Annotated in this window: 24 protein-coding genes; 15 read left to right on the top strand and 9 right to left on the bottom strand. The window is 63.0% G+C overall.

The features are described 5' to 3' along the window. Positions 1–106 precede the first annotated feature (106 nt). From AABB87_RS03425 to trmB, 8 genes are all read left to right on the top strand, one after another. Positions 107–1,102, top strand: coding sequence for a BMP family lipoprotein (locus AABB87_RS03425; protein WP_058719984.1), 996 nt, complete (start codon positions 107–109; stop codon positions 1,100–1,102). Further along, positions 1,102–2,697, top strand: coding sequence for an ABC transporter ATP-binding protein (locus tag AABB87_RS03420; RefSeq protein ID WP_341969843.1), 1,596 nt, complete (start codon positions 1,102–1,104; stop codon positions 2,695–2,697). The genes AABB87_RS03425 and AABB87_RS03420 overlap by 1 nt, the downstream gene beginning before the upstream one ends. Next, the gene (locus AABB87_RS03415; RefSeq protein ID WP_295080479.1) at positions 2,694–3,818 is read left to right on the top strand and encodes an ABC transporter permease; all 1,125 of its coding nucleotides are present in this window, start codon (positions 2,694–2,696) and stop codon (positions 3,816–3,818) included. The genes AABB87_RS03420 and AABB87_RS03415 overlap by 4 nt, the downstream gene beginning before the upstream one ends. Beyond that, positions 3,811–4,791 carry an ABC transporter permease gene (locus tag AABB87_RS03410; protein ID WP_341969839.1) on the top strand — a complete coding sequence of 327 codons (981 nt, stop codon included), beginning with the start codon at positions 3,811–3,813 and terminating at the stop codon, positions 4,789–4,791. Before AABB87_RS03415 ends, AABB87_RS03410 begins: the two co-directional genes overlap by 8 nt. Before the next feature lie 2 nt (positions 4,792–4,793). Continuing rightward, the gene (gene cdd, locus AABB87_RS03405) at positions 4,794–5,210 is read left to right on the top strand and encodes a cytidine deaminase (RefSeq protein ID WP_341969838.1); all 417 of its coding nucleotides are present in this window, start codon (positions 4,794–4,796) and stop codon (positions 5,208–5,210) included. Positions 5,211–5,225: 15 nt separating this feature from the next. After that, positions 5,226–6,068, top strand: coding sequence for a purine-nucleoside phosphorylase (locus tag AABB87_RS03400; protein WP_341969837.1), 843 nt, complete (start codon positions 5,226–5,228; stop codon positions 6,066–6,068). Continuing rightward, the gene (gene deoC / locus AABB87_RS03395) at positions 6,065–6,817 is read left to right on the top strand and encodes a deoxyribose-phosphate aldolase (protein ID WP_341969836.1); all 753 of its coding nucleotides are present in this window, start codon (positions 6,065–6,067) and stop codon (positions 6,815–6,817) included. The genes AABB87_RS03400 and deoC overlap by 4 nt, the downstream gene beginning before the upstream one ends. A gap of 97 nt (positions 6,818–6,914) precedes the next feature. Next, positions 6,915–7,661 carry a tRNA (guanosine(46)-N7)-methyltransferase TrmB gene (trmB, locus tag AABB87_RS03390; protein ID WP_058719979.1) on the top strand — a complete coding sequence of 249 codons (747 nt, stop codon included), beginning with the start codon at positions 6,915–6,917 and terminating at the stop codon, positions 7,659–7,661. On the opposite strand, the gene AABB87_RS03385 is transcribed toward trmB, so the two are convergent. Then, positions 7,658–8,404, bottom strand: a complete 747-nt coding sequence (locus AABB87_RS03385) for a YoaK family protein (protein ID WP_341969835.1) — start codon at positions 8,402–8,404, stop codon at positions 7,658–7,660. The two genes, trmB and AABB87_RS03385, sit on opposite strands and share 4 nt — an antisense overlap. Before the next feature lie 105 nt (positions 8,405–8,509). On the opposite strand from AABB87_RS03385, the gene coaBC reads away from it, so the two are divergent. The 4 genes from coaBC (at position 8,510) to AABB87_RS03365 (ending at position 13,381) form a co-directional block, all read left to right on the top strand. Continuing rightward, complete coding sequence (gene coaBC / locus AABB87_RS03380) at positions 8,510–9,742, top strand: bifunctional phosphopantothenoylcysteine decarboxylase/phosphopantothenate--cysteine ligase CoaBC (RefSeq protein WP_341969834.1); 1,233 nt, start codon at positions 8,510–8,512, stop codon at positions 9,740–9,742. Continuing rightward, the gene (gene dut, locus AABB87_RS03375) at positions 9,739–10,197 is read left to right on the top strand and encodes a dUTP diphosphatase (RefSeq protein ID WP_341969833.1); all 459 of its coding nucleotides are present in this window, start codon (positions 9,739–9,741) and stop codon (positions 10,195–10,197) included. The genes coaBC and dut overlap by 4 nt, the downstream gene beginning before the upstream one ends. 699 nt (positions 10,198–10,896) lie before the next feature. Next, complete coding sequence (locus AABB87_RS03370) at positions 10,897–12,354, top strand: alginate export family protein (RefSeq protein WP_341969832.1); 1,458 nt, start codon at positions 10,897–10,899, stop codon at positions 12,352–12,354. Between the two features lie 28 nt (positions 12,355–12,382). Continuing rightward, positions 12,383–13,381 carry an SDR family NAD(P)-dependent oxidoreductase gene (locus AABB87_RS03365; RefSeq protein ID WP_341969831.1) on the top strand — a complete coding sequence of 333 codons (999 nt, stop codon included), beginning with the start codon at positions 12,383–12,385 and terminating at the stop codon, positions 13,379–13,381. Positions 13,382–13,604: 223 nt separating this feature from the next. On the opposite strand, the gene AABB87_RS03360 is transcribed toward AABB87_RS03365, so the two are convergent. Further along, positions 13,605–14,126 carry an FKBP-type peptidyl-prolyl cis-trans isomerase gene (locus tag AABB87_RS03360; protein ID WP_058719974.1) on the bottom strand — a complete coding sequence of 174 codons (522 nt, stop codon included), beginning with the start codon at positions 14,124–14,126 and terminating at the stop codon, positions 13,605–13,607. Between the two features lie 68 nt (positions 14,127–14,194). On the opposite strand from AABB87_RS03360, the gene AABB87_RS03355 reads away from it, so the two are divergent. From AABB87_RS03355 to AABB87_RS03345, 3 genes are all read left to right on the top strand, one after another. Further along, positions 14,195–15,307: a JmjC domain-containing protein gene (locus AABB87_RS03355; RefSeq protein ID WP_341969830.1), complete on the top strand. Its 1,113-nt coding sequence runs from the start codon at positions 14,195–14,197 to the stop codon at positions 15,305–15,307. 52 nt (positions 15,308–15,359) lie between these two features. Continuing rightward, complete coding sequence (locus AABB87_RS03350; RefSeq protein WP_341969829.1) at positions 15,360–15,863, top strand: hypothetical protein; 504 nt, start codon at positions 15,360–15,362, stop codon at positions 15,861–15,863. Positions 15,864–16,040: 177 nt separating this feature from the next. Then, positions 16,041–16,283 (top strand): hypothetical protein, encoded by a 243-nt coding sequence (locus tag AABB87_RS03345; RefSeq protein ID WP_058719972.1) that lies wholly within the window; start codon positions 16,041–16,043, stop codon positions 16,281–16,283. A 69-nt stretch (positions 16,284–16,352) separates the two neighbouring features. Here AABB87_RS03345 and AABB87_RS03340 read toward each other — a convergent pair whose 3' ends face one another. The 7 genes from AABB87_RS03340 to AABB87_RS03310 all read right to left on the bottom strand — a co-directional run bounded on the left by AABB87_RS03340 (position 16,353) and on the right by AABB87_RS03310 (position 22,769). Then, complete coding sequence (locus AABB87_RS03340; protein ID WP_341969828.1) at positions 16,353–17,132, bottom strand: MBL fold metallo-hydrolase; 780 nt, start codon at positions 17,130–17,132, stop codon at positions 16,353–16,355. A 94-nt stretch (positions 17,133–17,226) separates the two neighbouring features. Then, positions 17,227–18,426 carry an outer membrane protein assembly factor BamC gene (bamC, locus tag AABB87_RS03335; protein WP_445944828.1) on the bottom strand — a complete coding sequence of 400 codons (1,200 nt, stop codon included), beginning with the start codon at positions 18,424–18,426 and terminating at the stop codon, positions 17,227–17,229. 119 nt (positions 18,427–18,545) lie between these two features. Next, entirely contained in the window at positions 18,546–19,427 is an 882-nt protein-coding gene (dapA, locus tag AABB87_RS03330) for a 4-hydroxy-tetrahydrodipicolinate synthase (RefSeq protein ID WP_058719969.1), read from the bottom strand. A 46-nt stretch (positions 19,428–19,473) separates the two neighbouring features. After that, a complete protein-coding gene (locus AABB87_RS03325; RefSeq protein ID WP_445944827.1) occupies positions 19,474–20,052 on the bottom strand; it encodes a class I SAM-dependent methyltransferase in 579 nt (192 codons plus the stop codon). Further along, positions 20,043–20,171 carry a hypothetical protein gene (locus AABB87_RS03320; protein WP_341969825.1) on the bottom strand — a complete coding sequence of 43 codons (129 nt, stop codon included), beginning with the start codon at positions 20,169–20,171 and terminating at the stop codon, positions 20,043–20,045. The genes AABB87_RS03325 and AABB87_RS03320 overlap by 10 nt, the downstream gene beginning before the upstream one ends. Next, positions 20,168–21,352 carry an MFS transporter gene (locus AABB87_RS03315; protein ID WP_341969823.1) on the bottom strand — a complete coding sequence of 395 codons (1,185 nt, stop codon included), beginning with the start codon at positions 21,350–21,352 and terminating at the stop codon, positions 20,168–20,170. The genes AABB87_RS03320 and AABB87_RS03315 overlap by 4 nt, the downstream gene beginning before the upstream one ends. A gap of 130 nt (positions 21,353–21,482) precedes the next feature. Beyond that, positions 21,483–22,769, bottom strand: a complete 1,287-nt coding sequence (locus tag AABB87_RS03310; protein WP_341969822.1) for an amidohydrolase family protein — start codon at positions 22,767–22,769, stop codon at positions 21,483–21,485. Positions 22,770–23,100: the final 331 nt, after the last annotated feature.

The following is a 23,100-nucleotide window of genomic DNA, read 5'->3' as shown; positions in this document are numbered from 1 at the left end:
CGCTTCTTACAATGTGCCGCGCGTGAACGTGAGGCTGGTGTTTTTGCCTGCCTGACAACCACGCTTCTTGCCCTTTACTTCATCTCAGCCAGCTCTTGCCACCGCCATGATTGCACCCCATCCGCTTTTTCGCGCCGCTGTGACTCTCACGCTGATGGCTGCGGCCGGCCTCTGCCAGGCCCAAGCCCAGACCCAACCCGCCGTCATCTTCGATATGGGCGGCAAGTTCGACAAGAGTTTCAACGAGTCGGCCTACCGGGGCATCGAGCGCTGGAAGAAGGAAACCGGCAAGACTTACCTCGAATTCGAGATCAGCAACGACACCCAGCGTGCCCAGGCCATCCGCCGCATGGCCGAGCGTGGCGCCAGCCCCATCATCAGCGTGGGCTTTGCGCAGGCCTCGGCCCTGGAACAGGTGGCCAAAGATTTCCCCAAGACCCAGTTCGCCATCATCGATGCGCGGGTCAATCGCCCCAATGTGCAGTCCCTGCTCTTCAAGGAGCATGAAGGCAGCTATCTGGTCGGCGCCATGGCGGTGCTGGCCAGCAAGACCGGCAAGGTCGGCTTTGTCGGCGGCATGGACATCCCGCTGATCCGCAAATTCCAGTGCGGCTACGAGCAGGGCGCCAAGGCCACCAATCCCAAGGCCGAGGTGTTCTCCAATATGACCGGCACCACCTCCACCGCCTGGAATGACCCCACGCGGGGTGGTGAATTGGCCAAGGCCCAGTTCGCCAAGGGCTCGGACGTGGTGTTCGCCGCTGCTGGCGGCACCGGCACCGGTGTCTACCAGGCCGCCAAAGACGCCGGCAAGTTGGCCATCGGCGTGGACAGCAATCAGAACCATCTGCAGCCCGGCACCATGCTGACCTCCATGGTCAAGCGGGTGGATGTGGCGGTTTACAACGTGCTCAAGGGCTGGCAGCCCGGCGTCAGCGATCTGGGCCTGAAAGAAGGCGGCGTGGACTACGCCCTGGACGAGCACAACGCCAAGCTGATCACGCCCGCGCTGAAGACCCGGGTGGAGGCCATCAAGGCCGACATCATTTCCGGCAAGATCAAGGTCGTGGACTTCATGGCCACCGGCGGCTGCAAATACTGATGACTTCCTTGGAGCGGGGCGTGGCCCCTGGGGCTGCGATGCCCGCCGTGCCTGCAGCGGCCGCCGTGCGTTTGCATCAAATCAGCAAACGCTTTGGCGCGGTGCAGGCCAATCGAGCCGTCAGCTTGGATATTGCCCCGGCCAGCGTGCATGGCCTGGTGGGCGAGAACGGCGCCGGCAAAAGCACCTTGATGGCGATTCTGTACGGCTACTACCAGGCCGACTCGGGTCATATCGAGGTCAACGGCCAGGCGGTGCAGATCGCCAATTCGCATCAGGCGATTGAGCTGGGCTTAGGGATGGTGCATCAGCATTTCATGCTGGTGGACACGCTGACTTGCCTGGACAACATCATGCTGGGCGCCGAGCCCGGCTTTTTCCTGCAGCGCGGTAAACGCACCGTGCGCCAGCGTCTGGAAGCTTTGATGGCCGAGACCGGCCTGCATGTGCATTTGGACGCCCTGGTGGGCGACTTGCCCGTGGGCGAGTTGCAGCGCCTCGAGATTTTGAAAGCCCTGTACCGTGGCGCCAAGGTTTTGATCCTGGACGAGCCCACCGCGGTGCTGACCCCGCAAGAAACGACGCAGTTGTTTGAAACCCTGCGCCGTCTGCGGGACAAGAGTGGCACCACCATCATCTTGATCACCCACAAGCTCAAGGAAGTGATGGCCTTGTGCGACACGGTCACCGTGATGCGCGCCGGCCAGGTGATTCAGACCCGCGCCATCGCCGACACCTCCGAGGCCGATCTGGCCGAGGCCATGGTCGGGCGCAAGGTCAATCTGGGCCGGGTGGCCGGCCTCAAACCCAGTGGCGAGGCCCTGCGCCTGCAAGCGCAAGGCTTGAGCGTCCGCTCCGCCAATGGCGTGCATGCGCTCAGCGAGGTCAGCCTCAGCCTGCATGCGGGTGAGATCGTTGGCGTGGCCGGTGTTTCCGGCAACGGCCAGAGTGAATTGCTGGAAGTGCTGTCCGGCATGCTGGCGCCGCAAGGCGGCCGCATGCAAGTGGGCGAGCGGGCCTTTGACGCGGCCAGCGGTGATTGGCTGACGCCCGGCCTGGCGCGCGAACTCAAGCTGGCCCATGTGCCGGAAGACCGCCTGGCCTGCGCCATGGTGCTGAGCTTCCCGGCCTGGGAAACGGCGGCGCTGGGTTATCAGCATCGCCCTGAGTATCAGCAAGGCTTGGGCTTGAATCACGGCGCCATGCGCGCCGCCACGCAAGCCATGCAAGAGCGCTTTGATGTGCGGCCACGTGATGTGAATCTGGGGTCCTCCAAGTTCTCCGGCGGCAATCAGCAAAAGCTGGTGCTGGCGCGAGAGATCGGCCAGGCGCCCACGGTTTTGCTGGTGGGCCAGCCCACTCGCGGGGTGGATATCGGCGCCATCGAGTTCATCCACAAGCAGCTGCGCGCCTTGCGTGATGCGGGCTGCGCGGTGCTGTTGGTCAGCAGCGAGTTGGACGAAATCCTGGCCCTGGCGGATCGGGTGCTGGTGATGAATAGTGGTCGCATCACCGGTGAGTTGGCGATTGAAGACTGTGATGAAAAACGATTGGGCTTGTTGATGGCGGCACAACATCAGGAGGTGGCCGCGTGAGCCAGTCCCTCAAACCTTTGCCGCGCTGGATCGATGTCGGTCTGCTGCCGCTGTGGAATTTGGCCGTGGCCTTGGGCGTCGCCGGCCTGGTGCTGCTACTGATCGGCCAAAGCCCTGCGCAAGCACTCGGTGTCTTGCTCAACGGTGCCCTAGGCAGCGCCCGCGGCATCGGCTACACGCTTTACTACACCACCACCTTCATCTTCACCGGCCTGGCCGTGGCGGTGGCTTTTCACGCCGGTTTGTTCAATATCGGTGGTGAAGGCCAAGCCACTTTCGGTGGCCTGGGCCTGGCGCTGCTGGCCTTGCTGCTGGGGCCGCATTTGCCGGCGCTGGTGCTGTTGCCACTGCTGGTGCTAGCGGCCGCGCTGTTCGGCATGGCTTGGGCGGCGGTGCCGGGCTATTTGCAGGCCTGGCGCGGCAGCCACATCGTCATCACCACCATCATGTTCAACTTTCTGGCCAGCAGCCTGAATGTCTATTTGCTGGTCAATTGGCTGCGGCCCAGCGACAGCATGGCGGTGGAAAGCCAGGCTTTTGCCGACAGCGCACGCATGCCCAGCTTGCACAGCTTGGCTGAAATGGTGGGTTGGGAGTTGCCGTCCTCGCCGCTGAATCTGAGCTTGTTGCTGGCGCTGCTGGCCTGCGTGTTCGTGCAATGGTTTTTGTGGAAGAGCGGCCCGGGCTATGCCTTGCGCGCAGTCGGTTCCTCGCCGCGTGCGGCGCATTACGCCGGCATTGCGCCCAAGCGCCAAGTCTTGTTGGCAATGGGCTTGTCGGGCGCTTTGGCCGGCCTGGTGGCGGTGAATGAAATCTCCGGCGTGCAGGGCAAGCTGACGCTGGACTTTGTGGCCGGCGCCGGTTTCACCGGCATTGCGGTGGCGCTGATGGGGCGCAACCACCCGGTGGGTATCGTGCTGGCCTCTTTGCTGTTTGGCATGCTTTATCAAGGCGGGGTGGAGTTGAGCTTCGAGATCCCCGGTTTCAGCCGCGATATGGTGGTCACGGCCCAAGGCCTGATCGTGCTGTTCGCTGGCGCCATGGCCACCGTGAGCGTGCCGCTGTTTGGCCGCGTGCTGGCCGCGTTCGAGAAGAAAGAAAAGGAGCCGGCTCATGGATGAGTTGATGCTGGGCTCGTTGCTGGCCTCGACCCTGCGGCTGTCGGTGCCGCTGCTGCTGTGCGCCTTGGCCGGCTTGATCTGTGAACGCTCCGGTGTGGTGGACATCGGACTGGAAGGCAAGATGCTGTTCGCCGCCTTTGCCGCAGCGGCCGTGGGCACGGTGACGCATTCGACGGGGCTGGCGCTGTTGGCCGCCATCGCCGTGGCGAGTTTCATGTCCATGATTCACGGCTTTGCCTGTGTCAGCCATCGCGGCGACCAAGTGGTGTCGGGCGTGGCCCTGAATATGGTGGCGGCAGGCTTGACCGCCGTGCTGGGCATTGCCTGGTTCGCCCAAGGCGGCCAGACCCCACCCATCGACCCCAGCGTGCGCCTGACCGGCCTGGTGCCGGCCTGGAGCGAGCCCAGCGGCGCGCAAGCCGATCTGGGCAACTGGCTGGGTGCCATCGTCGGCCACGGCTTGCTGAGCCATAACGTGCTGGTCTATCTGGCTTTTGCCCTGGTGGCTGGCGTGTGGTTCTTCATGGAACGCACCCGACCGGGCCTGCGCTTGCGTGCGGTGGGTGAGAACCCGGCCATGGTTGATGCGGCCGGGGTGTCCGTGGCCAAGCTGCGTTATGCGGCGCTGCTGATCAACGGCGTTCTGTGCGGCCTGGCGGGTAGCTATCTGACGCTGGCACAGAATGCTTCCTTCTCGCCCAATATGACGGCTGGGCGTGGCTTCATCGCCCTGGCGGCGCTGATTTTCGGCAAATGGAAGCCGGTGCCTACGCTGTTTGCCTGCCTGCTGTTCGGCTTTTTGGACGCCTTGGCGATCCGCATGCAGGGTGTGGCCATCCCCGGCGTGGGTGAGGTGCCGGTGCAGCTGATTCAAGCGCTGCCTTATTTGTTGACGGTTGTTTTGCTGGCCGGCTTCATCGGCCAGGCCCTGGCGCCCAAGGCACTGGGCACACCGTATGTGAAGGAGCGTTGAGCATGCTTGAACTCACGCCCGAATTGAAAGAGCGCCTGCTGGCCGCCTCCCTGGCCGCACGCGCGCATTCGCATTCGCCCTATTCGCGCTATCAGGTGGGGGCGGCGATTCTGGACGAGCAAGGCCGCATCCATGTGGGCGCGAATATTGAAAACGCCGCCTACCCGCAGGGCTGGTGCGCCGAAGCCACCGCACTCGGTGCGATGGTGATGGCCGGTGGCCGCGAAGCCAAGGCGGTCTTGGTCAGTGGACCCGGGCCAAACGTGATCACACCCTGCGGTGGATGTCGGCAAAAGCTGCGCGAGTTCGCGACAGCAGAACTGCTCATCCTCGCGGCCGACCCCGGCGGCATCCGTCAGCAATGGACTCTGGGCGAACTGCTGCCGCACAGCTTCGGCCCCGACCATCTCAAATTTTGAAAGCAGTAGACCATCATGATTGATAACAAAACACTGGACATCCAGATCGCCGACTCCGTCGCCAAGCTCAACAGTCTGTTCGGCGCAGCCCCGGCCGTGGCCGTGGTGCTGGGCTCGGGCTGGTCGGGTGCCGTGAGCCTGGTGGAAGACGCCAAGCATCTGAGCTATGCCGAGCTGGCCGCCTTCCCGCAGCCCAAGGTGGAGGGCCATGTCAACGAGATCGTGGTCGGCCGCATCGGCGCACAACGTGTGGTGATGCTGCGTGGCCGTGCCCACACTTATGAAAGCGGTAACTGCACCGGCATGGCCGGCGCGCTGCGTACGCTCAAGCGCTGGGGCGTCAAGGCGGTCTTGCAGACCAATGCCTCGGGCTCGCTGCGCAGCGATTTGCCGCCCGGCAGCTTGATGCTGATCACCGATCACATCAACGCCCCGCAGCGCTCCCCCCTGGTGGGCGAGCCCGGCAGCGAGCGCTTTGTCGACATGAGCACCGCTTACGACGCCGAGCTGCGCGCCAATGCCCTGGCTGTGGCCAAGGCGCAAGGCCAGGCCTTGGGTGAGGGCGTTTACATCTGGGCCCTGGGGCCACAGTTTGAAACCCCGGCCGAGATTCGCATGTTTGCCGCCTGGGGCGCTTCGGCCGTCGGAATGAGCACCGTGCCCGAGACCATTCTGGCCCGCCATTGCGGCCTGCGCGTGATGGGCCTGGCCCTGATGACGAATATGGCCGCCGGCCTGTCCGACGAGGCGCTGACGCATGCGCTGACCCTGCAGCAAGCGCAGTCTTCCGCCGAAGTGGCCGCCAAGTATCTGGCCGCCGTGGTGGCCAGCTTGGCCGAACTGCCCTCGATGCAATGAGCACGCTCGCGGCTGCTGACGCCGCCCGCCTGGCCCTGCAATGCCTGGACCTGACCAGCCTGAACGAGGCCGATAGCGCCACCGACATCGCGGCCCTGTGCCAGCGCGCACAAACGCCTTTCGGTCCCGTGGCGGCCGTGTGCGTGTGGCCGCGGTTTGTGGCCCAGGCACGCGCGGCTTTGCCTGCGGCGATCAAGGTCGCGGCGGTGGCGAACTTTCCGGCGGGTGACTTGAACCTGCCTCTGGCCTTGGCCGATGTGGCCGCCATCCGCGCGGCCGGCGGCGATGAGGTGGATGTTGTCTTGCCTTACCGTGAGCTGGATCAGGCGGCCGAGTTTCTGGCCGCCGTGCGCGCGGCCTGCGGCCCACTGACCTTGAAGGTCATCATCGAAAGCGGTGAGCTGCAAACGCCCGAGCTGATCGCACGCGCGACCCAGCTGGCGATTGCCGCCGGCGCAGACTTCGTCAAAACCAGCACCGGCAAGACGCCGGTGTCGGCCACGCCGCTAGCCGCCCAGGTGATGCTGGCTGAAATCGCTGCGTACCCCAGCGTGGGCTTCAAGGCCTCCGGCGGCATCCGCACGGTGGCGGAGGCGCAAGGCTATCTCGCGTTGGCGCAGGCCGCGCTGGGCGAGCAGTCGCTGAACGCCCGGCGCTTGCGCTTCGGTGCCAGCGGTTTGCTGAACGACATCTTGGCGGTCTTGGGCGGCCAAGGCTCGGCAGCAGCAGGTGCACCGGCTGGCTACTGAGGCCCTAAACTTCAGCCCCATTCCTTCGCACTTCGTCGCATTCCTTCGCATCTCTTCGCACCTAGCGCGAAGCCCGCCTCATTTTTCGAGCAGTAGCATGTCCGTCACCCCAGAATTGCCCGAGCAGCCTCAGTCACCCGACGTCGCGGCTGCCGCCCCAGATGCCAAGGCCGAGCATCGCCCCATCAAGAGCTTTGTGGTGCGTGCCGGCCGCATGGGCTCGGGCCAGGTCAAGGCTTTGGCCGAGTTGGGGCCGCGCTTTGTGCTGCCCTTCACGCCGGGCCAGACCTTCAACCCTGCGGCCGTGTTTGGCCGCGAGGCGCCGGTGGTGTTCGAGATCGGCTTTGGCATGGGTGACGCCACCGCCAAGATCGCTCAGACCTTGGCCGACCATGACTTCATCGGCTGCGAAGTGCATGAGCCCGGCGTCGGCGCCTTGCTCAAGCACATCGATGAGCGCCAGCTCAGCAATATCCGCATCTTCCAGCACGACGCTGTGGAAGTGCTGGAGCAGATGATTGCCCCCGCCTCGCTGGCCGGCGTGCACATCTTCTTCCCCGACCCTTGGCACAAAAAGCGCCACAACAAGCGCCGCCTGATCCAGCCCGAGTTCGTGGCCAAGTTGGTCAAGCACATTCGCCCCGGCGGCTATCTGCACTGCGCCACCGACTGGGAGCCCTATGCCCAGCAGATGCTGGAAGTGCTCAGCGCCGAGCCAACGCTGGAGAACACGGCCGAGGCCTATGCCCCCACGCCCGCTTATCGCCCCCTGACCAAGTTCGAGAACCGTGGCATCAAGCTGGGCCACGGCGTTTGGGATTTGGTGTTCCGTCGCAAGGCCTAACTGTCGGCTCCGTCTGACTGCCAACCGCGCAGCAAGCTGGCCAAGGCCAGCACCAGCAGCGCGGCGGCCAAGGGCAGGGTGGCGATGAAGCCGGCGTGCTTGAAGCCCAAGGCGCCGGACAGGCCGCCAACAAAGAAGGCCAGCACCAGGGTGGCGTGAATGCGCAGGCGGCGCCGGTCCGCGCGCACCTGTTCCAACTGCGGCCCCAAGTTCCAGTACAGCAAGCGTCCCAGCTCCAGGCCCAGATCGGTCAGCAAGCCGGTGACGTGGGTGGTGCGAATCTCGGCCTTGGAGATCTTGGTGATGAGGGCGTTTTGCAAGCCCATCACAAAGCACAGCAGCAGGGTGGTCAGCGAGACCCGCTCAATCTGCTGCGGCAGCATCGCGCTGCCGATCAGGCCAAAGGCCAGCAGCAGCGCGGCCTCCAGCAAAAGCGTGGGCACATAGGTCCAGGCCGGGAAATTGCGGCGGCTGAAGTTCACCATCACGGCCGTGCTGACCGCCCCCATCACAAAAGCAGCCACCGCCACCAGCGCGCTGATCGCCAGACCGATATGGCCGAGCGCGATCTCATCCGCCGCACCCGACACCAAGCCGGTCATGTGTGAGGTGTATTGGCCCACCGCCAGAAAGCCGCCCGCGTTCAACGCCCCGGCCACAAAAGCCAGGCCGGCGCCCAGATGCAAATTGGCGCGCGGGCTGCGCACCGGGGCGGTGAGCTCAGCAAGATAGTTGACGGGCATGCGCTGAGCATACGGGATGCGCCATGCGCCAACTGTCTCTTGCCGCCTGCTGCCAGCCGCACCGCATGCCCGCTGCGGCGCGGTCAGCCTGCTAGAGTGCTGCCCATGTCTGAAACCTCTTTTCTTCAACTGGCTGGCAAACATGTCTTGCTGGGCCTCTCGGGTGGCATTGCCTGCTACAAAACTGCCGAGCTGATCCGCTTGCTGACGAAAGCCGGCGCATCGGTGCAGGTCATGATGACCGAGGCGGCCGAGCAGTTCATCACCGCCGTGACCCTGCAAGCCCTGTCGGGCCGGCCTGTGCTTAGCAGCCAATGGGACGCGCGCGAGCCCAACAATATGGCCCACATCAATCTGAGCCGCGAGGCCGATCTGATGCTGATTGCCCCGGCCAGCGCGGACTTCATCGCCAAGCTGGCGCAAGGCCGAGCCGATGAGTTGCTGAGTTTGACGGCGCTGGCCCGGCCCATGGGCACTTGCCCCCTGGCCGTGGCGCCGGCCATGAACCGCGAGATGTGGGCGCACCCGGCCACGCAGCGCAATGTGGCGCAGCTGATTGCCGATGGCACGCAAATCCTCGGCCCCGGTGCCGGTGAGCAAGCCTGCGGCGAGGTTGGCGACGGCCGCATGCTCGAAGCCGCCGAGCTGTTCGAGGACATCTGCGCCATGTTGGCGCCCAAACACTTGGCCGGCAAAAAGCTGCTGATCACCGCCGGCCCCACCTTTGAGCCCATCGACCCGGTGCGCGGCATTACTAATCATTCGAGCGGCAAGATGGGTTTCGCCATCGCCCGCGCGGCGCGTGAAGCCGGTGCCGAGGTGACCCTGGTGGCCGGCCCGGTGCACCTGGCCACGCCGCGTGGCGTGCGCCGCATCGATGTGCAAAACGCGCAGCAGATGTTTGATGCGGTGCTGCCGCTGGCGCCGCAGAACGAAGTGTTCATCGCCACCGCCGCGGTGGCCGACTGGCGGCCCGCCAGCCATGCCCAGCAAAAAATTAAGAAAGACGGCAGCGGCGCCGCGCCCATGATTGCCATGTGCGAGAACCCCGACATCCTGGCCAGCGTCGCGGCTCTGAACCCGCCGCCTTTCTGCGTCGGCTTTGCGGCTGAAAGCGAGAAGCTGCTGGAACACGCCCGCGCCAAGCGCTTGCGCAAGAACGTGCCCTTGCTGGTCGGCAATATCGGCCCGGCCACTTTTGGCCAAGACCACAACGCTTTGCTGCTGGTTGATGCCAGGGGCGAGCGCGAGATTCCTCACAACGACAAAGCGAGCCTGGCTCGTCAGCTGGTGCAAGACATTGCCCAGCGTCTGCATCAAACCGACCCAAAAGCATGACCCAAACCACGGTAGACCTCAAAGTGCTCGACGCCCGCATGGCCGAGCAAATCCCCAGTTATGCCACCCCCGGCAGCGCCGGCCTGGACCTGCGCGCCTGCCTGGATGCGCCCGTCACGCTGGAGCCCGGCCAAACCTTTCTGGTGCCCACCGGGCTGGCCATTCATATCAATGATCCGGGCCTGGCGGCCATCATCCTGCCGCGCTCCGGCCTGGGCCATAAGCATGGCATCGTGCTTGGCAATCTGGTTGGCTTGATCGATTCCGACTACCAAGGCCAGTTGATGGTCAGCTGCTGGAACCGTGGCCAGACGGCTTTTGTGATCCAGCCCATGGAGCGCATTGCCCAACTGGTGCTGGTGCCCGTGGTGCAAGCCGCGTTCCGCCGCGTTGACGATTTCGCCGATGCCTCGCAGCGGGGCGAGGGCGGCTTTGGATCGACCGGCAAAGCCTGATGGCTTCGCGCAGCTCTTGAGATCCTCCGCGCATGGTGAGGCGCGGCACGGAGGGTGTGGTATTTGCCTTGCTAGGGCAAAACCACGCCCTTCTTTTTTTATCGCTCAGTCACCGGCTAGTGCATGTCTAGATTTTGTGCGCTGGGTTTGAATTCAGTTTTCAGGGCTGGGAATTTGAAAGTCTTGGATCTAGCTGCTTTTGTCCCTAACTCTAGGGGGTGGCCGTTTTAAGGGTCGTCCCTAGTTTGAAATAGAATTTTCTATTCGGTGAATTGGTGGATTTTTTGCCAGCTCATCTTTATGGGCGTGATGCTTTTAGGGTAGCTTGATTATTCTTGTCGGTGGCCCGATGGTCGTGATTATTGATTCGATTCAGTCAATATTTCGGCAAATTAAATCGCCCTGTCATGATTTTAAGTTGGAGTAATTGATATGCGGCATCAATTCCTGGTTTCAGGTCTTGTCGGGGCGCTTGGGGTAATTGGGCTTGGTTTGGCGCAGCCAGCTTGGGCGCAAGTGCAAACTGATCCGGTTTCCGGCCAGAGAATTGAGTCGATTCAAGTCCTCATCAAAAATCCGAGTGCGGATACCGCCTTCAATGGCCGTGTCGAGGATTTGGTGCGGCGCACGATTGCCGTTTTCCCGAGTGATGTTTATTCGGAATTGCGCTTGCTGTCCTCGCTGGCACGTATCTCGCTCATGCCTGAGATTCAGCAGGCCAAGCATGAAGCCACACCCGGCGCGACCGGCGGTGTGCTGCTGACCATTGAAGTGACTTTGGCCGAGCGCGGCGCCGCCGGCAAAGAAACGCCGGCTGCGCAGGTGCTGCCCGCATTCCCCACTTTGTATGAATCCAATGGGACGGTCGTGCGCGCCAAGCTGGAAACCTTGGCCATGTATTACGGCAACAATAATGCGTGGTTTGGCCGTAATGATGTCATGCTCAATGGCAACCCATTTGCGGTCGGCCAATCCGCTGGCAAGGGTTATAGCGACTGGCTTGAAGGCTTTGTGCATTTGGGTCTGTATGGCATTACGCCCATTTCGCCTTCAATTTATACCTATGGTGGTATCAGCGCGCTGGCGAGCGGCTCGGTCGGTCAAGAGTTGTTTACCGACAAAACCCGCAGCCACTTGGCGGTGGAAGATGCTTTTGTCGGCATTGTGGGCGGCACGACTTCTGAGCAGGGCGATCGTTTTGTCTACAACCTGTCCACCGGCCGGCAGAGATTCACCATCGGTGAAGGTTTTCTTTTGGTCAATACGGCCGCCAATGGCCTGAATCGGGCGGCTTTGCAGTCGAATCCGCGCTGGGCGGGTGATCGCGTGACGCTGGGCCGCTTCGCCTTCAATAACTGGAAGCTTGATCTGTTTCACGTCGAGCCGGACGAGATGCCCGAGCTGGATTCCAAAACCCAGATTCAAGGCGTGAACCTTGAAGCCTCGGCGCTGGGGGATTTCAATTTGGGCTTTACCGCATTACATGTGCCAAAGTCCAAGTCGGTTTATTACAAAGACGCCAATCAGTTGCCGCGCGAAGGGCTGCGTGTGGCCGATATGCGCATGCGCTGGCAGCCCGCGCCTGCGGGCAAGGCAGGCCCCTTCGTGGCGGCAGAGTTGGCGCGCCAGACCCACAGCAAGTTTGATATGGAGGCCTGGGCCTATTTTGGCGAACTCGGCTATGTGTTTGCTCAAGCGCCGTGGACGCCCACTCTGAGCTACCGCTACGCCCGGTTTTCGGGTGATCAGGCCGATTCCCAGAAATTCGGTCGCTGGGATCCTTTGTTGTCGGGCGGCAATGGGGAAACCTGGGTTCAAGGTATCAACCACTACAAGATCTTCCAGGATTCCAACCTGGTGGCGCATCGCATCCAAATGCGACTGCGGCCGCAGCAGCAGATTGAACTGGTTCCGCAACTCTGGTTCTTCAGCGCCGATTCGCTGACCAATCTGGGTGGCAATCCAGCCTTGTCGTTCTTGAAGTCCAAGAATCTGGGCACTGAGCTCAATCTCACCGCCAAGTACTTCATGTCCAGGAATGTGATGTTCCAGGGACATATCGCCGCCACTTTTGCGGGCGACGCGATCAAACAAGGGCTGGGCACTTATTCCAGCCCCTGGATCAGCACGATGTTCTTTGTGCGAATCGGTTACTAGTCTTGTCCACCAACCCATGGAGATAGCGATGGAACGCAGAGATTTGATGAAGGGTGTTGCAGTGATGGCGGCCGCAGGCGTGGCCGCAAGCAACGCATCCGCGCAGTTTCAGGCCAGCAAGCAGGCGCCGGTTGGCGTCAAGGATGTGGATCCGGTGGCTGAGGACTATTTCATCCCCGGCCGTTTCAAGGGCAAGACCCTGATCGTCACGGGTTGCGCCCGTGGCATGGGTGAGGCCGTGGCTATTCGCGCAGCGCGTGAAGGCGCCAATGTTGTTGGCGTCGACTGGATCAAAGACTTGGGCGCCCGCACCATTGATCGCATCAATTCGGCGGGCGGCAAGGCCGTGTTCGTGCATGGCAGCGTGGGTGATTCCGCGACCTGCGATCTGATGGTCAAGGCCGCAGTCGATAACTTCGGCGGCTTGGATTTCGCCATCAACAACGCCGGGGTGATGGATGGTGTCTACTCGGGTGACCCCATCGATTACGAGAAGCAAAAGTCATTGATCTTTGCCCCGATCCACGAAGCCACCGATGAATATTGGGACCGGGTGTTCCTGAGCAACGCGGCCGGTGTCTTCCGCAGCTTGCGCGCCGAACTCAAGCAGATGGTCAAGCAAGGGCGAGGTGGTGCCATCGTCAACGTGGGCTCCATCGCCGGCTTGACCGGTTTGGCCGGCAATCCCGCTTATGTGGCCAGCAAGCATGCGGTCAATGGTTTGACTCGCAATGCGGCGATCGACTACGCGCCCTACGGCATTCGGGTGAATTCGGTCAATATGGCCGCTACCGACACGCCGATGGTGGCGCGTGCGGGTCAGCTGGTGATGGCGGCCGCCAAGGCCTCTACGGGCCCCAAGATGGGCACCATCAAGACGCAGAGCGTCTTGGCTTACGCTGACTCCAAACGTCGCCCGGCTACCGTGGGTGAGCAAGTTGGCGTGATGCTGTTCTTGCTGTCCAGCGAAGCTTCCAATCTGACCGGCGCGATGTACGCCACGGATGGCGGTTGGACCGCCTACTGAGGGTCTAAGCAGGAGTCGCTGCGGACTGGACTTGCCAGCGCAGCGTGCTGAGCCCCGGCGGGATCTAACGATTCCGTAAGGGTCCGTCTGAGCGGCGGGCCAACATGGTTGGGCTTTGAGCGGAGGAGGGCGCAGCCCTCCGGCTCGTCTTGCAGTTTGCTGGCAACGCTTTCTTGCCAACGGCCGCTGGCACCCATGCGGGTTCAGCGGCCGCCAAGCTCGCTCAGTGCAAAGGCTGATCCGCCGGTGCGCCGCCAATCACGCTGAACACGGCTTCGCCCAGGGTGCCGGCTTCGATCTCGGCTTCCGTGGCATCACGCACATCCAGCACCTTCATATGCATGCGCAGGCCGAGGCCGGCCAGCGGGTGGTTGCCGTCCAGCACCACATGCTCGGGGTAGACATCGGTGATGGTGTAGAGCGCGTGCTGGGGCATATCGGGTGTGGCTGCGCCTTCGGGCAGGCCTTCAAGCTGCATGCCGGGCTCCACTTCGTCGGGGAAGAGGGTGCGCGACTCGAAGCACACCAGGCTGGAGTCGTAGTCGCCAAAGGCTTCTTCGGGCTGCAGGGCCAGGCTCACTTCGTAGCCGGCGCCTTGGTCCAACAAGGCTTCTTCGACCTTGGCAAAAAGGTCGCTGCCGCCGTAGAAAAACTCCAGCGGCTCGGCCAATTCGTCGATCAACTGCCCTTGGGCATCTTCAAGTCGCCAGCTCAAGGCGACAACACAGGGGGCGGAAATTTTCATGCCGCCATTGTTTCACATGCCTCGCCGGGCTGCATCCGGCGCGCGCGGCATCAAGCACAATGTCGGCCATGGATATCACCGCAAACTTGGCTCTTTTGGGTGGCCTCACGCCCGAACAATTCATGCGCCAGTACTGGCAGAAGAAGCCCTTGGTGGTGCGCCAGGCCATGCCCGGCGTCAAGCCGCCGGCCTCGCGCAGCGAGTTGGCTGCCCTGGCCGCCAGCGAAGACACCGAGTCGCGCTTGGTCAGCGCTTTTGATGGCCGCTGGGCCATGCGCAAGGGCCCGATTGCCAAACTGCCCCCGTACTCCAAAGCCGGTTGGACCTTGCTGGTGCAAGGCCTGGAGCAGCACTTGGATGCGGCCTACAACATGCTGGAGCAGTTCCGCTTTGTGCCTGAGGCTCGGCTGGATGATTTGATGATCTCCTACGCCACCGATGGCGGCGGCGTGGGCCCGCATTTCGACTCCTACGACGTCTTCCTGATTCAGGTGCATGGCCAGCGCCGCTGGCGCATCGGGCAGCAAAAGAATGCTGAGCTGCGCGACGATGTGCCGTTGAAGATCATTGCCAACTTCGAGCCCGAGCAAGAGTATTTGATGGAGCCGGGCGACATGCTGTACCTGCCGCCGGGCTGGGCGCATGACGGCGTGGCTGTCGGCGAATGCATGACCTGCTCCGTGGGCTTTCGTACGCCGTGGCGTGCCGAGCTGGCCAAGGATTTGCTGAGCCGCTTGATGGATGATGAGGATCAGCATTACGCCAACAAGATGTATGCCGACCCCAAGCAGCCCGCCACCGCCACGCCGGGCTTGGTGCCCCAGCAATTGCTGGACTTTGCGCGTGACGCGGCCGAGCGCGCGCTGCGCGAGCCCTTGGCGCTGGAGCGGGCCTTGGGCGAAGCCTTGACTGAGCCCAAGCCCAAGGTCTGGTTTGAGGCCGGCGAGCCCTTGCCTGAAGGTGCCGACGCCGTGCTGGATCGTTGCAGCCGCATGCTCTACGACGCCGCCCATGTCTTCATCAATGGCGAATCCTTCCGCGCTGCGGGCCGTGATGCGCGCCTGATGCGCATCTTTGCGGATGAGCGGCGCCTGACGGCCAAGCAACTGGCACAGTTGTCAGAAGGTGCGCGCGAGTTGCTGGACCAGTGGGCCGAGGATGGCTGGGTTCGGGCGGCCTGATGCTCGCCATCGTTTGACGGGTTAGATGAGCGAGCCTGCGAAGGAGCAATCCATGCAAGACCAAAGTGGCAGCTTTGAGGGGCGGCAGGCGTTTTCCTCGGCCATTTCGCAGGCCATCGCTTGGGCGGCAGAGCAGGGCTGCCGAGAGATGTTCTGGTTGGACCGCAGTTTTGCCGACTGGCCCTTGTCGGATGCAGCTGTGCTGGCGCATTTACGCCAATGGGCCCAGCCGGGGCGGCGCTTGCACTTGCTGGCCGAGCAATATGACGATGTGGCTCGCCGCCACCCGCGCTTTGTGCAGTGGCGGGCTCGCTACGGCCACTGCGTTCATGCCCGCGCCTTGGATGAGCCAGGGCTGCCGCCTGGCAGTCGGCATCAAGCTTTGTTGATCGTTAAAGGCGCGGCCGGGCATTTGGGCTTGCGTTTATTCGACCAAGGTCATTGGCGCGGTCATATCTCCCTGGATAAGGGCGAGGTGCAGGCATTGAGCGAAGAGTTTGATGCAAGCTTGCAACGGTCTTACGAATCATTCGGCTCAAGGACCTTGGGCCTGTGAGGCGTGACAAAAGTACCAGCTATACTTGTTGGCTAGGCGATGGAAGCGCTCGAGGTTTCCTCGTCTTGTGACGTCGAGGCACGCGACGGCTTGATTCCCAAGGGAATCGATGCAATCGCGATGCTTCAAAAAATTACCGGTAATTGAATCGTCGTTTAACGAATTTTGAGGACAAGTATGAACAAGTCGATCCTGTTGGCTACCCTGTTGGCTGCTGTTGCCCTGACCGCTTGCGGCAAGAAGGAAGAAGCCGCTGTTGTGGCTCCCGTCGCTGAAGCCGCTTCGGCTGCTGCCAGCGCTGTTGACGCTGCTGCTTCCGCTGTTGCTGCTCCGGTTGCTGACGCCGCTTCGGCTGTTGCTGACGCTGCTTCGGCCGTTGGCGCCGCTGCTGCCAGCGCTGTTGACGCTGCTAAGAAGTAATCGACTCCCGTCGGTTCTCTGAAGAAACCGCCCGGCGCAAGCCCGGCGGTTTTTTTACGTCTGGGCTTTTCAGTCGATCGTGAACCAGTCGCTGCCCAGCTTCTGATCGGCCACCGGGATTTCGTCCTCGGAGCAGCCCAGCACTGCAGCCAAAGCAGCGGCGGCTAGCTCGGGCCGGTTATTGCGCTCACTCAAATGGGCCGCCAGCACGGTCTGCAGGCCTGCGTGCAGGCACTGTTGCAGTAGGGTGGCCGATTGCGCATTTGAGAGATGGCCGTGGCTGCCTAGGATGCGGCGCTTCAGGCTGGCGGGGTAGCTGGAATTTTTCAGCAGTTCTTCATCGTGATTGCACTCCAGCAGCATGGCATCCAGCCCTTGCAAGGCGGCGAGCACCGAGCTGCTCGGGCAGCCCAGATCGGTCAGCAAGCCCAGGTGTTTGGCGCCGTCGTTGCAGCGCAGGTGCAATGGCTCGTTGGCATCGTGCGGAACGGCAAGCGGCTGCAGCTGCAGATCGCCCAACTCGATCAGCTCGCCGTCGCGGGCGAAGTGCAGCAGGCTGGGCTCAAAGTCCGGGTTGCCGACGGCACGCCAGGTGCCGCGGCTGGTCCACAGGGGGATTCGGTATTGCTGGCAGAGCTTGAGCGCGCAGCCGATGTGGTCGCCGTGCTCGTGGGTGATGAAAACGGCGGTGAGTGCCTCGGGCGCGCTGCCGGCGCGCTGCAGGCGGCGGGTTAATTCGCGCAGGCTGAAGCCGCAATCCACCAGCAGCTGCGTGCTGGTGATGCCTTGGCTGGCTTCGACCAGGGTGGCGTTGCCGCCGCTACCGCTGCCTAGGCTGCAAAAACGCATGCGTGGCCTCGCTGGAATGAGCTGATGGGTGGGGAATGAAAAACGCCACCAGCCCGAGGGTGGTGGCGTTGGGATGGTTTCGCGGCGCTGTGGTTTAGCGCAGGTCGTCCATCAGCAAATTGAGAATGCGCTTGGAGATCTCGCTGCTCTGCTTCTGGCCCTTGTCGTCCAGCACGGTGACGGTGCTGCGCTCGCCCTCGGACTTGACCGAGACCCGGTAACGCACCTTGGCCGGTCCGTCGTCCTTGCTGAATAGGCGTTGGAAGAAGTTGGGCTCTTCCTTGCCGGCTTGGCTGGGGTCGGCATAGCGCAGATAGAACAGGCCTTGCTTGCGGTCGCGGTCTTCGATGGTGAAGCCGTGGCGATCCAGCGATTGGCCGACGCGGCGCCAGGCGCGCTCGAAACCTTCATTGACCTTCAACTCGTCCGGCACATCGGCCAGGCTGCGGCTTTGTGCCGTGACAGCGGCTGCGGCGGTGCCGGCCACTGCGGCCGTGGCCACGGGGGCGGGCGCTGCTGCGGCAGCCACAGCCGCCTTGGCGGCCTCGTCCTTGGCGCCCAGCTTGACCATCAGGCGGGACAGCATCTCGGCTTCCAGCTGCGGGTCATTCGGGCGGGGTTGCCAGGCCGTGGCTTCCTTTTGCTGATTGGTGTAGACCTCTTGCATGCCTTTGTGGGCAATGAAGATGTCGGTGCCGCCCTTGGGCGAGCGTTCGACGCGGGTGCGAAACATATCGCGCTCGCCGGTCGAGTAGAAGCTGTCAAACACCTTGCCGATGGTGGAGCGGATCACGTCTTGCGGCAGCTTGGCGCGGTTCTCGTTCCAGTTGGTTTCCAGCAGGCCGATGTCGGCTTGATCCTTAGCCAGCTCAAAGCCGCGCTCAACCCAGAAATCCTTCAGGGGTTGCCACAGTTGCTCGGGCGTTTGGTCCACATGCAGCCAGCGCTCGTTGCCAACGCGCTCCAGCTGCACCTTGCCGGCGGCGTTCAGTGCGACGGTGTTGGCGGCGGCTGTGGCGGGTGCTGCCTTGGCGGCTGCGCTGCTTTGCTGGAAGCTGGCGGCGCTGACGGCCGCGCCGGGCGCGCGAGTGTCGCGTGCCAGCTGGGTCAGATCGGGCGGGATGTCCAGGCCGGTGGTCTGCTTGGCGCCGCTGCGGTAGTCCACCTTGTCGGTGGAAATCACGTTGTCAATCGACGAGCAGCCGGCGGCCAGCGAGCCCACCAGCATCAGCGTGGCCATGCGCAGCGGGGTGCTTTGGGCGGTAAGGGGTGCAGAACGAGTCACGCTAGACATCTCCGGGAGTCAGGGTTGCAGCTGCTGGGCCAGGCCAACAGCGGCGTCGAATTCAGTGGGGCGATTAGAGCAGAAGAAGCTGCGGGGCCGCATGTGTTGCCGCCCCGCATGCCCTGCCTTTACAGCAGGCCGCCCTCTTTCATGGCTTGTTCAACCACGGCTTGGCCGGCCGGCGTCAAGCCGGTGATGGGCAAGCGCAGATGAGGCTGAATGCGGCCCAGCTTGGCCAGCGCCCACTTGGTGGGGGCCGGGCTGGGTTCGCAGAACAGGTTCTTGTGCAGGCTCAAGAGCTGGAAGTGAATACGGCGGGCGGTGGCGATGTCACCGGCCAGCGCGGCCTTGCACAGCTCATGCATGGCGCGTGGCGCGACGTTGGCCGTCACGCTGACATTGCCGTGGCCGCCCAGCAGCATCAGGGCAATGGCGGTGCCGTCGTCGCCGGAATAGATCGAGAAGCCCTTGGGGGCGTTCTTGATCAGCCAAGCGGCGCGTTCGATATTGCCAGTAGCTTCCTTGACGCCGAACACGCCGGGCAAGCTGGCGCAGCGCAAGGTGGTTTCGGGCTGCATATCGGCCACGGTGCGGCCGGGCACGTTGTAGAGCATCATGGGGATGTCTACGGCCTCGGCGATGGCCTTGTAATGCTGGTAGATGCCTTCTTGCGAGGGCTTGTTGTAGTAAGGCACGACGGACAAAGTGCAGTCGGCGCCGACTTCCTTGGCGTAGCGGCTCAGTTCAATGGCTTCCGAGGTGGAATTGGCGCCGGTGCCAGCCATGATGGGCACGCGGCCCTTGGCATGCTCAACCGCAGCGCGAATGATTTCGCGGTTTTCTTCCATGCTGACGGTGGGCGACTCACCGGTGGTGCCGACCACGCAGATGCAGTCGGTGCCTTCGGCAATATGCCAGTCAATCAGCTTGCGCAGGCTGGGGTAATCAACGCTGCCATCTTCAAGCATCGGCGTGATGAGTGCGACGATGCTGCCAACTAGTCCGTTCATTGAGCAATCCTTGTAATCAGTCGATTCTACTCAGCCGCAAACCCTTTTACGGGCGGGGCAGGGCATATCGCTGGAAAACCCCCTCGTCTTCAGACGCGGCGCGAACAGCCGCAACGCGCTGGACGAAGCGGCCGTTGACCGCCGCAGGGCTGATTTCATCGGGAGCAGACTCAAAACCATCTTCATAGCCCACCACGCGCAAGTCCGCGCAAGCGTGCAGCAACTCGCCGGGCTGCAGCAAGAAGTCGGCACGCGCTGGGCGGCCAATGCTCTGCTGGCCATGGGCAAAGGTTTCGTAAATCAACCAGCCGCCCGGGGCCACCGAGGCGATGATTTGCGGCAGCAGCGGGCGCCAGAGGTAGTTCGTCACCAGTACCAGATCGAATTGCCGCCCGGCCAGTGGCCAGGGGCCGGCTTCGATGTCGGCGGTGATGATTTCGGCCAGGGCTTGCAGCGGCGCGGTGGCCGCGCTGTCGCGGTCGACACCGGTGACGTGCAAGCCTTTTGCAGCCAGGTAGCGCAGGTGGCGGCCGCTGCCGCAAGCCAGGTCCAGCGCCGTGGCGCCGGCTGGGGCGGCTGCGGGCCAGCGCAGCAGCCAGGGGGAAACGTCAGAGGTCAAAAGCAAGCCCAGATTTGTTCGGAAAGATTGATCATCATTGCGGGCTGAATATAGGCCAGGAACACCAAGGCCAGCAGCACGGCGGCCAGCAGGCGCCACCACCAAGCCCGCGCGATCCGTTTCATGCTGGTGCCATCCGCCGCTCAATCGCGGTTTCGCGCACCGGCAGATTCACCAAGGCCGCCATCACGCCCAGGCCCACCGCCAAGTACCAGACCACGTCATAGCTGCCGCTCAGGTCATAGAGCCGCCCACCCAGCCACACGCCCAGGAAGCTGCCGATCTGGTGGCTTAGGAACACAAAGCCGCTGAGCATGGACATGTGTTGAATGCCGAAGATCTGCGCCAGCACCGCATTGGTCGGCGGAACGGTGGATAGCCACAAAAAGCCCATCACGCCCGAGAACAAATAGACCGAGGTGGGCGTCAGCGGCGCGCTCAAAAAGCAGACGATGGCGACGGCGCGCAAGGCGTAGATGGCCGAGAGGATGAAGCGCTTGGGGAAGCGCTGGCCCAACGAGCCGGCCGCGTAGGTGCCAAACACATTGAAGAGGCCAATCAAGGCCAGGGAATAGGTCGCCACCTGCGGGCTCAGGCCATGGTCTTTCAGATAGCTGGGCATGTGCACGCCGATGAACACCACCTGAAAGCCGCAGACGAAATAGCCCAGCATCAACAGCTGGAAGCTGCGGTAGCCAAAGGCCTCGCGCAAGGCCTGGCCAATGCTCTGCTGGTGGCCCGGTGCTGCTGCGGCGCCCTTGGGTTCACGCAGGCCCAGGGCCAAAGGAATGATGATCAGGGCCGCGCAGCCCAGCACAAACAAGGCGTTCTGCCAGCCGGTATAGCCGATCAGCCAGTTCTCCACCGGCACCATCAGGAACTGCCCGAAACTGCCCGCCGCTGCGGCCACACCCATGGCCCAGGAACGCTTTTCCGGCGCCACATTGCGGCCGATCACACCGTAAATCACGGCGTAGGTGGTGCCCGACTGCGCAATGCCCAGCAAGAGCCCGGCGCTGCCGGTGAAAGCCAGCCCCGAGGTGGACAGCGCCATCAGCACCAAGCCCAGGGCGTAAAGCAAGCCGCCAACCATCAGCACGCGGAAAGGGCCAAAACGATCCGCCAGCATGCCGGTGAAGGGCCCCGCCAAGCCCCAAGAGAGGTTTTGAATCGCCAGCGCGAAGGAAAAAGTCTCGCGCGTCCAGCCGCGGTCCACGGTGATGGGCTGCAGCCACAGGCCAAAGCCGTGGCGTATGCCCATGGACAGGGTGACGATCATGGCGCCGCACAGCAGTACCTGAAACATCGAAAGTTTCGCAGGGGCTGAGGATGCTGGAGGCAGAGGGGAGGAATGTGCGGCAGTCATCCCGGCACTCTAGCCAGAATTTGGATTTCAGGTTGTCCCGCAGGTGAAGTCGTCTGCGGCGCGACCAGGCTTACTGGCTTAGCAAACGACCCTGTTTGACCCGCAGCAGGATACGGCCCAGGCTGTCCAGGTCATTCAGAGGGTTGCTCTTCAGCAGCAAGAAGCTGGCCTCGCAGCCCTCGTCAAAACAAGCGATGCGGCGCTTGGGGAACAAGGCGCGCGGCGTGTCGATGGTGGCGATGCGCAAAAGCGTGGCGCGATCCATCACGCCGAGGCTGTCGAGCTGGCGCAACTCGGCAAAGGCTGTGCCGTTGTAGAGGTCGGAGCCCAGCAGCAGGCTAACCTTGGCATCCAGCAAGCGGCGCAGATTCTCGGCCTGCAATTGGCGCAGCGTGGCCAGGCCGGCATCGCTGGGCTCGAAGAATCGGCTGCCCGAGATGGCGGTGATCACCGCCACATGGCGCTTGGCGGCTTCGTTGGCTGCGTCGGTGCTGATGCGGTAGCGCTCCGGCGCCGTGCCTTCAAAGAAGTAAAGGCCCGGCAGGCGCGCCACCAGGTCCACCCCGCTTTGCACCGCCAGCGTGAAGTCGGCCGCGGTGTCGGCCTGGGCCACCACCTTGAAACCATCTTGCTTGGCGCGTTTGACGATGGGGGCCACCAACTCGGGCTTGAGCCCTAAGCGGCCGAACTGCTTGGGGTCGGCACGCAGTTCGGGGCTTTCGCTGCGGCTGAGCATGAGCTTGACCCAGTCGGTCTTGCGCCCGGCTACCAGCGGCCACTTGGCGTTCAGGTCGGCGCTGCCGTCCATCACCAAGACCGCCTTGTCGGTGAAATCCTCGGCCTTGAGCTTGGGTTCGTCACCGATCAACTGGGCCAGCGGCTGCCCGTCGGGGGAGGTGATGCAGACCGAACTGAACAAAACCTCGGGCGAGGCCGGCTGCGCGGCGATGGGCCGCATTTCCGCCACGGCCTTGGGCTCGCCGCATTGCATGGCGGCGTAAAACACACCGTCGCGCAGATAGCTGCTGGCATAGCGGGCAAAGCCCCAGAGGGTCTGCAAATTGTGGTTGTGCGCATCGGCCAGTGGTGGCAGCAGAAACTGGCCCTTCAGGTCCATCTGGCGCTGCGGCTTGCCCTTGGGCTTTTTGCGGGTGAAGCGGCCCTCTTGCACGTACAAAGTGCCTTGCTGGACAAAGCCCTTGCCGTCGAACCATTGGGCGTTCTTCAACTCCATGCTCATCGGGGCGCTGGCCTTGAAGTAAGGCGTTTCAGGCTCGGGCAGCGGGGCTGGGGCGCTGTGCGCCTGTTGGCCAAGGCTGAGCGTGGCAAGAATGAGAACGAGAGCACATTTCTTCATAGGGGCGCCATGCTAGCCCGGATATTTCACAAGCTCGGCCCCGACGGACTTGAAACAGCGATGTCCTGCAAGTTTTCTCCGCTCGATGCCCGATCCAACTTGGATGCAGGGGCCTACGTGGGCTAGCGCGGCACAGGGCTTGCTGGCGGGCCCTCAACTCCTCGTCAATGCCTTTGGGCATTGCCTGTGGCCGTCTCGGGCCATCCCGCTGCGCCCTGCACCACGCAATTCCCGCGTCCCTTGTGAAACATCCGGGCTAGTGCAAACTGCAGGCATTCCCAGTTCAAAGGCGCTTGAGCTTGCGCCGAGATCTGCTTGCAGCTACCCGAGG

This window comes from Roseateles sp. PN1, from assembly GCF_038419725.1.
GTDB lineage: Bacteria > Pseudomonadota > Gammaproteobacteria > Burkholderiales > Burkholderiaceae_C > Paucibacter_A.
This window is presented reverse-complemented; position numbering and strand designations above follow the sequence as displayed.

Bases quoted from the DNA above. Each gene is read 5' to 3' on its own strand.
- AABB87_RS03425 (WP_058719984.1), top strand. From the start codon at position 107: ATGATTGCACCCCATCCGCTTTTTCGCGCCGCTGTGACTCTCACGCTG.
- AABB87_RS03420 (WP_341969843.1), top strand. From the start codon at position 1,102: ATGACTTCCTTGGAGCGGGGCGTGGCCCCTGGGGCTGCGATGCCCGCC.
- AABB87_RS03410 (WP_341969839.1), top strand. From the start codon at position 3,811: ATGGATGAGTTGATGCTGGGCTCGTTGCTGGCCTCGACCCTGCGGCTG.
- cdd (WP_341969838.1), top strand. From the start codon at position 4,794: ATGCTTGAACTCACGCCCGAATTGAAAGAGCGCCTGCTGGCCGCCTCC.
- AABB87_RS03400 (WP_341969837.1), top strand. From the start codon at position 5,226: ATGATTGATAACAAAACACTGGACATCCAGATCGCCGACTCCGTCGCC.
- deoC (WP_341969836.1), top strand. From the start codon at position 6,065: ATGAGCACGCTCGCGGCTGCTGACGCCGCCCGCCTGGCCCTGCAATGC.
- trmB (WP_058719979.1), top strand. From the start codon at position 6,915: ATGTCCGTCACCCCAGAATTGCCCGAGCAGCCTCAGTCACCCGACGTC.
- AABB87_RS03385 (WP_341969835.1), bottom strand. From the start codon at position 8,404: ATGCCCGTCAACTATCTTGCTGAGCTCACCGCCCCGGTGCGCAGCCCG.
- coaBC (WP_341969834.1), top strand. From the start codon at position 8,510: ATGTCTGAAACCTCTTTTCTTCAACTGGCTGGCAAACATGTCTTGCTG.
- dut (WP_341969833.1), top strand. From the start codon at position 9,739: ATGACCCAAACCACGGTAGACCTCAAAGTGCTCGACGCCCGCATGGCC.
- AABB87_RS03370 (WP_341969832.1), top strand. From the start codon at position 10,897: ATGCCTGAGATTCAGCAGGCCAAGCATGAAGCCACACCCGGCGCGACC.
- AABB87_RS03365 (WP_341969831.1), top strand. From the start codon at position 12,383: ATGGAACGCAGAGATTTGATGAAGGGTGTTGCAGTGATGGCGGCCGCA.
- AABB87_RS03360 (WP_058719974.1), bottom strand. From the start codon at position 14,126: ATGAAAATTTCCGCCCCCTGTGTTGTCGCCTTGAGCTGGCGACTTGAA.
- AABB87_RS03355 (WP_341969830.1), top strand. From the start codon at position 14,195: ATGGATATCACCGCAAACTTGGCTCTTTTGGGTGGCCTCACGCCCGAA.
- AABB87_RS03350 (WP_341969829.1), top strand. From the start codon at position 15,360: ATGCAAGACCAAAGTGGCAGCTTTGAGGGGCGGCAGGCGTTTTCCTCG.
- AABB87_RS03345 (WP_058719972.1), top strand. From the start codon at position 16,041: ATGAACAAGTCGATCCTGTTGGCTACCCTGTTGGCTGCTGTTGCCCTG.
- AABB87_RS03340 (WP_341969828.1), bottom strand. From the start codon at position 17,132: ATGCGTTTTTGCAGCCTAGGCAGCGGTAGCGGCGGCAACGCCACCCTG.
- bamC (WP_445944828.1), bottom strand. From the start codon at position 18,426: ATGTCTAGCGTGACTCGTTCTGCACCCCTTACCGCCCAAAGCACCCCG.
- dapA (WP_058719969.1), bottom strand. From the start codon at position 19,427: ATGAACGGACTAGTTGGCAGCATCGTCGCACTCATCACGCCGATGCTT.
- AABB87_RS03320 (WP_341969825.1), bottom strand. From the start codon at position 20,171: ATGAAACGGATCGCGCGGGCTTGGTGGTGGCGCCTGCTGGCCGCCGTG.
- AABB87_RS03315 (WP_341969823.1), bottom strand. From the start codon at position 21,352: ATGTTTCAGGTACTGCTGTGCGGCGCCATGATCGTCACCCTGTCCATG.
- AABB87_RS03310 (WP_341969822.1), bottom strand. From the start codon at position 22,769: ATGAAGAAATGTGCTCTCGTTCTCATTCTTGCCACGCTCAGCCTTGGC.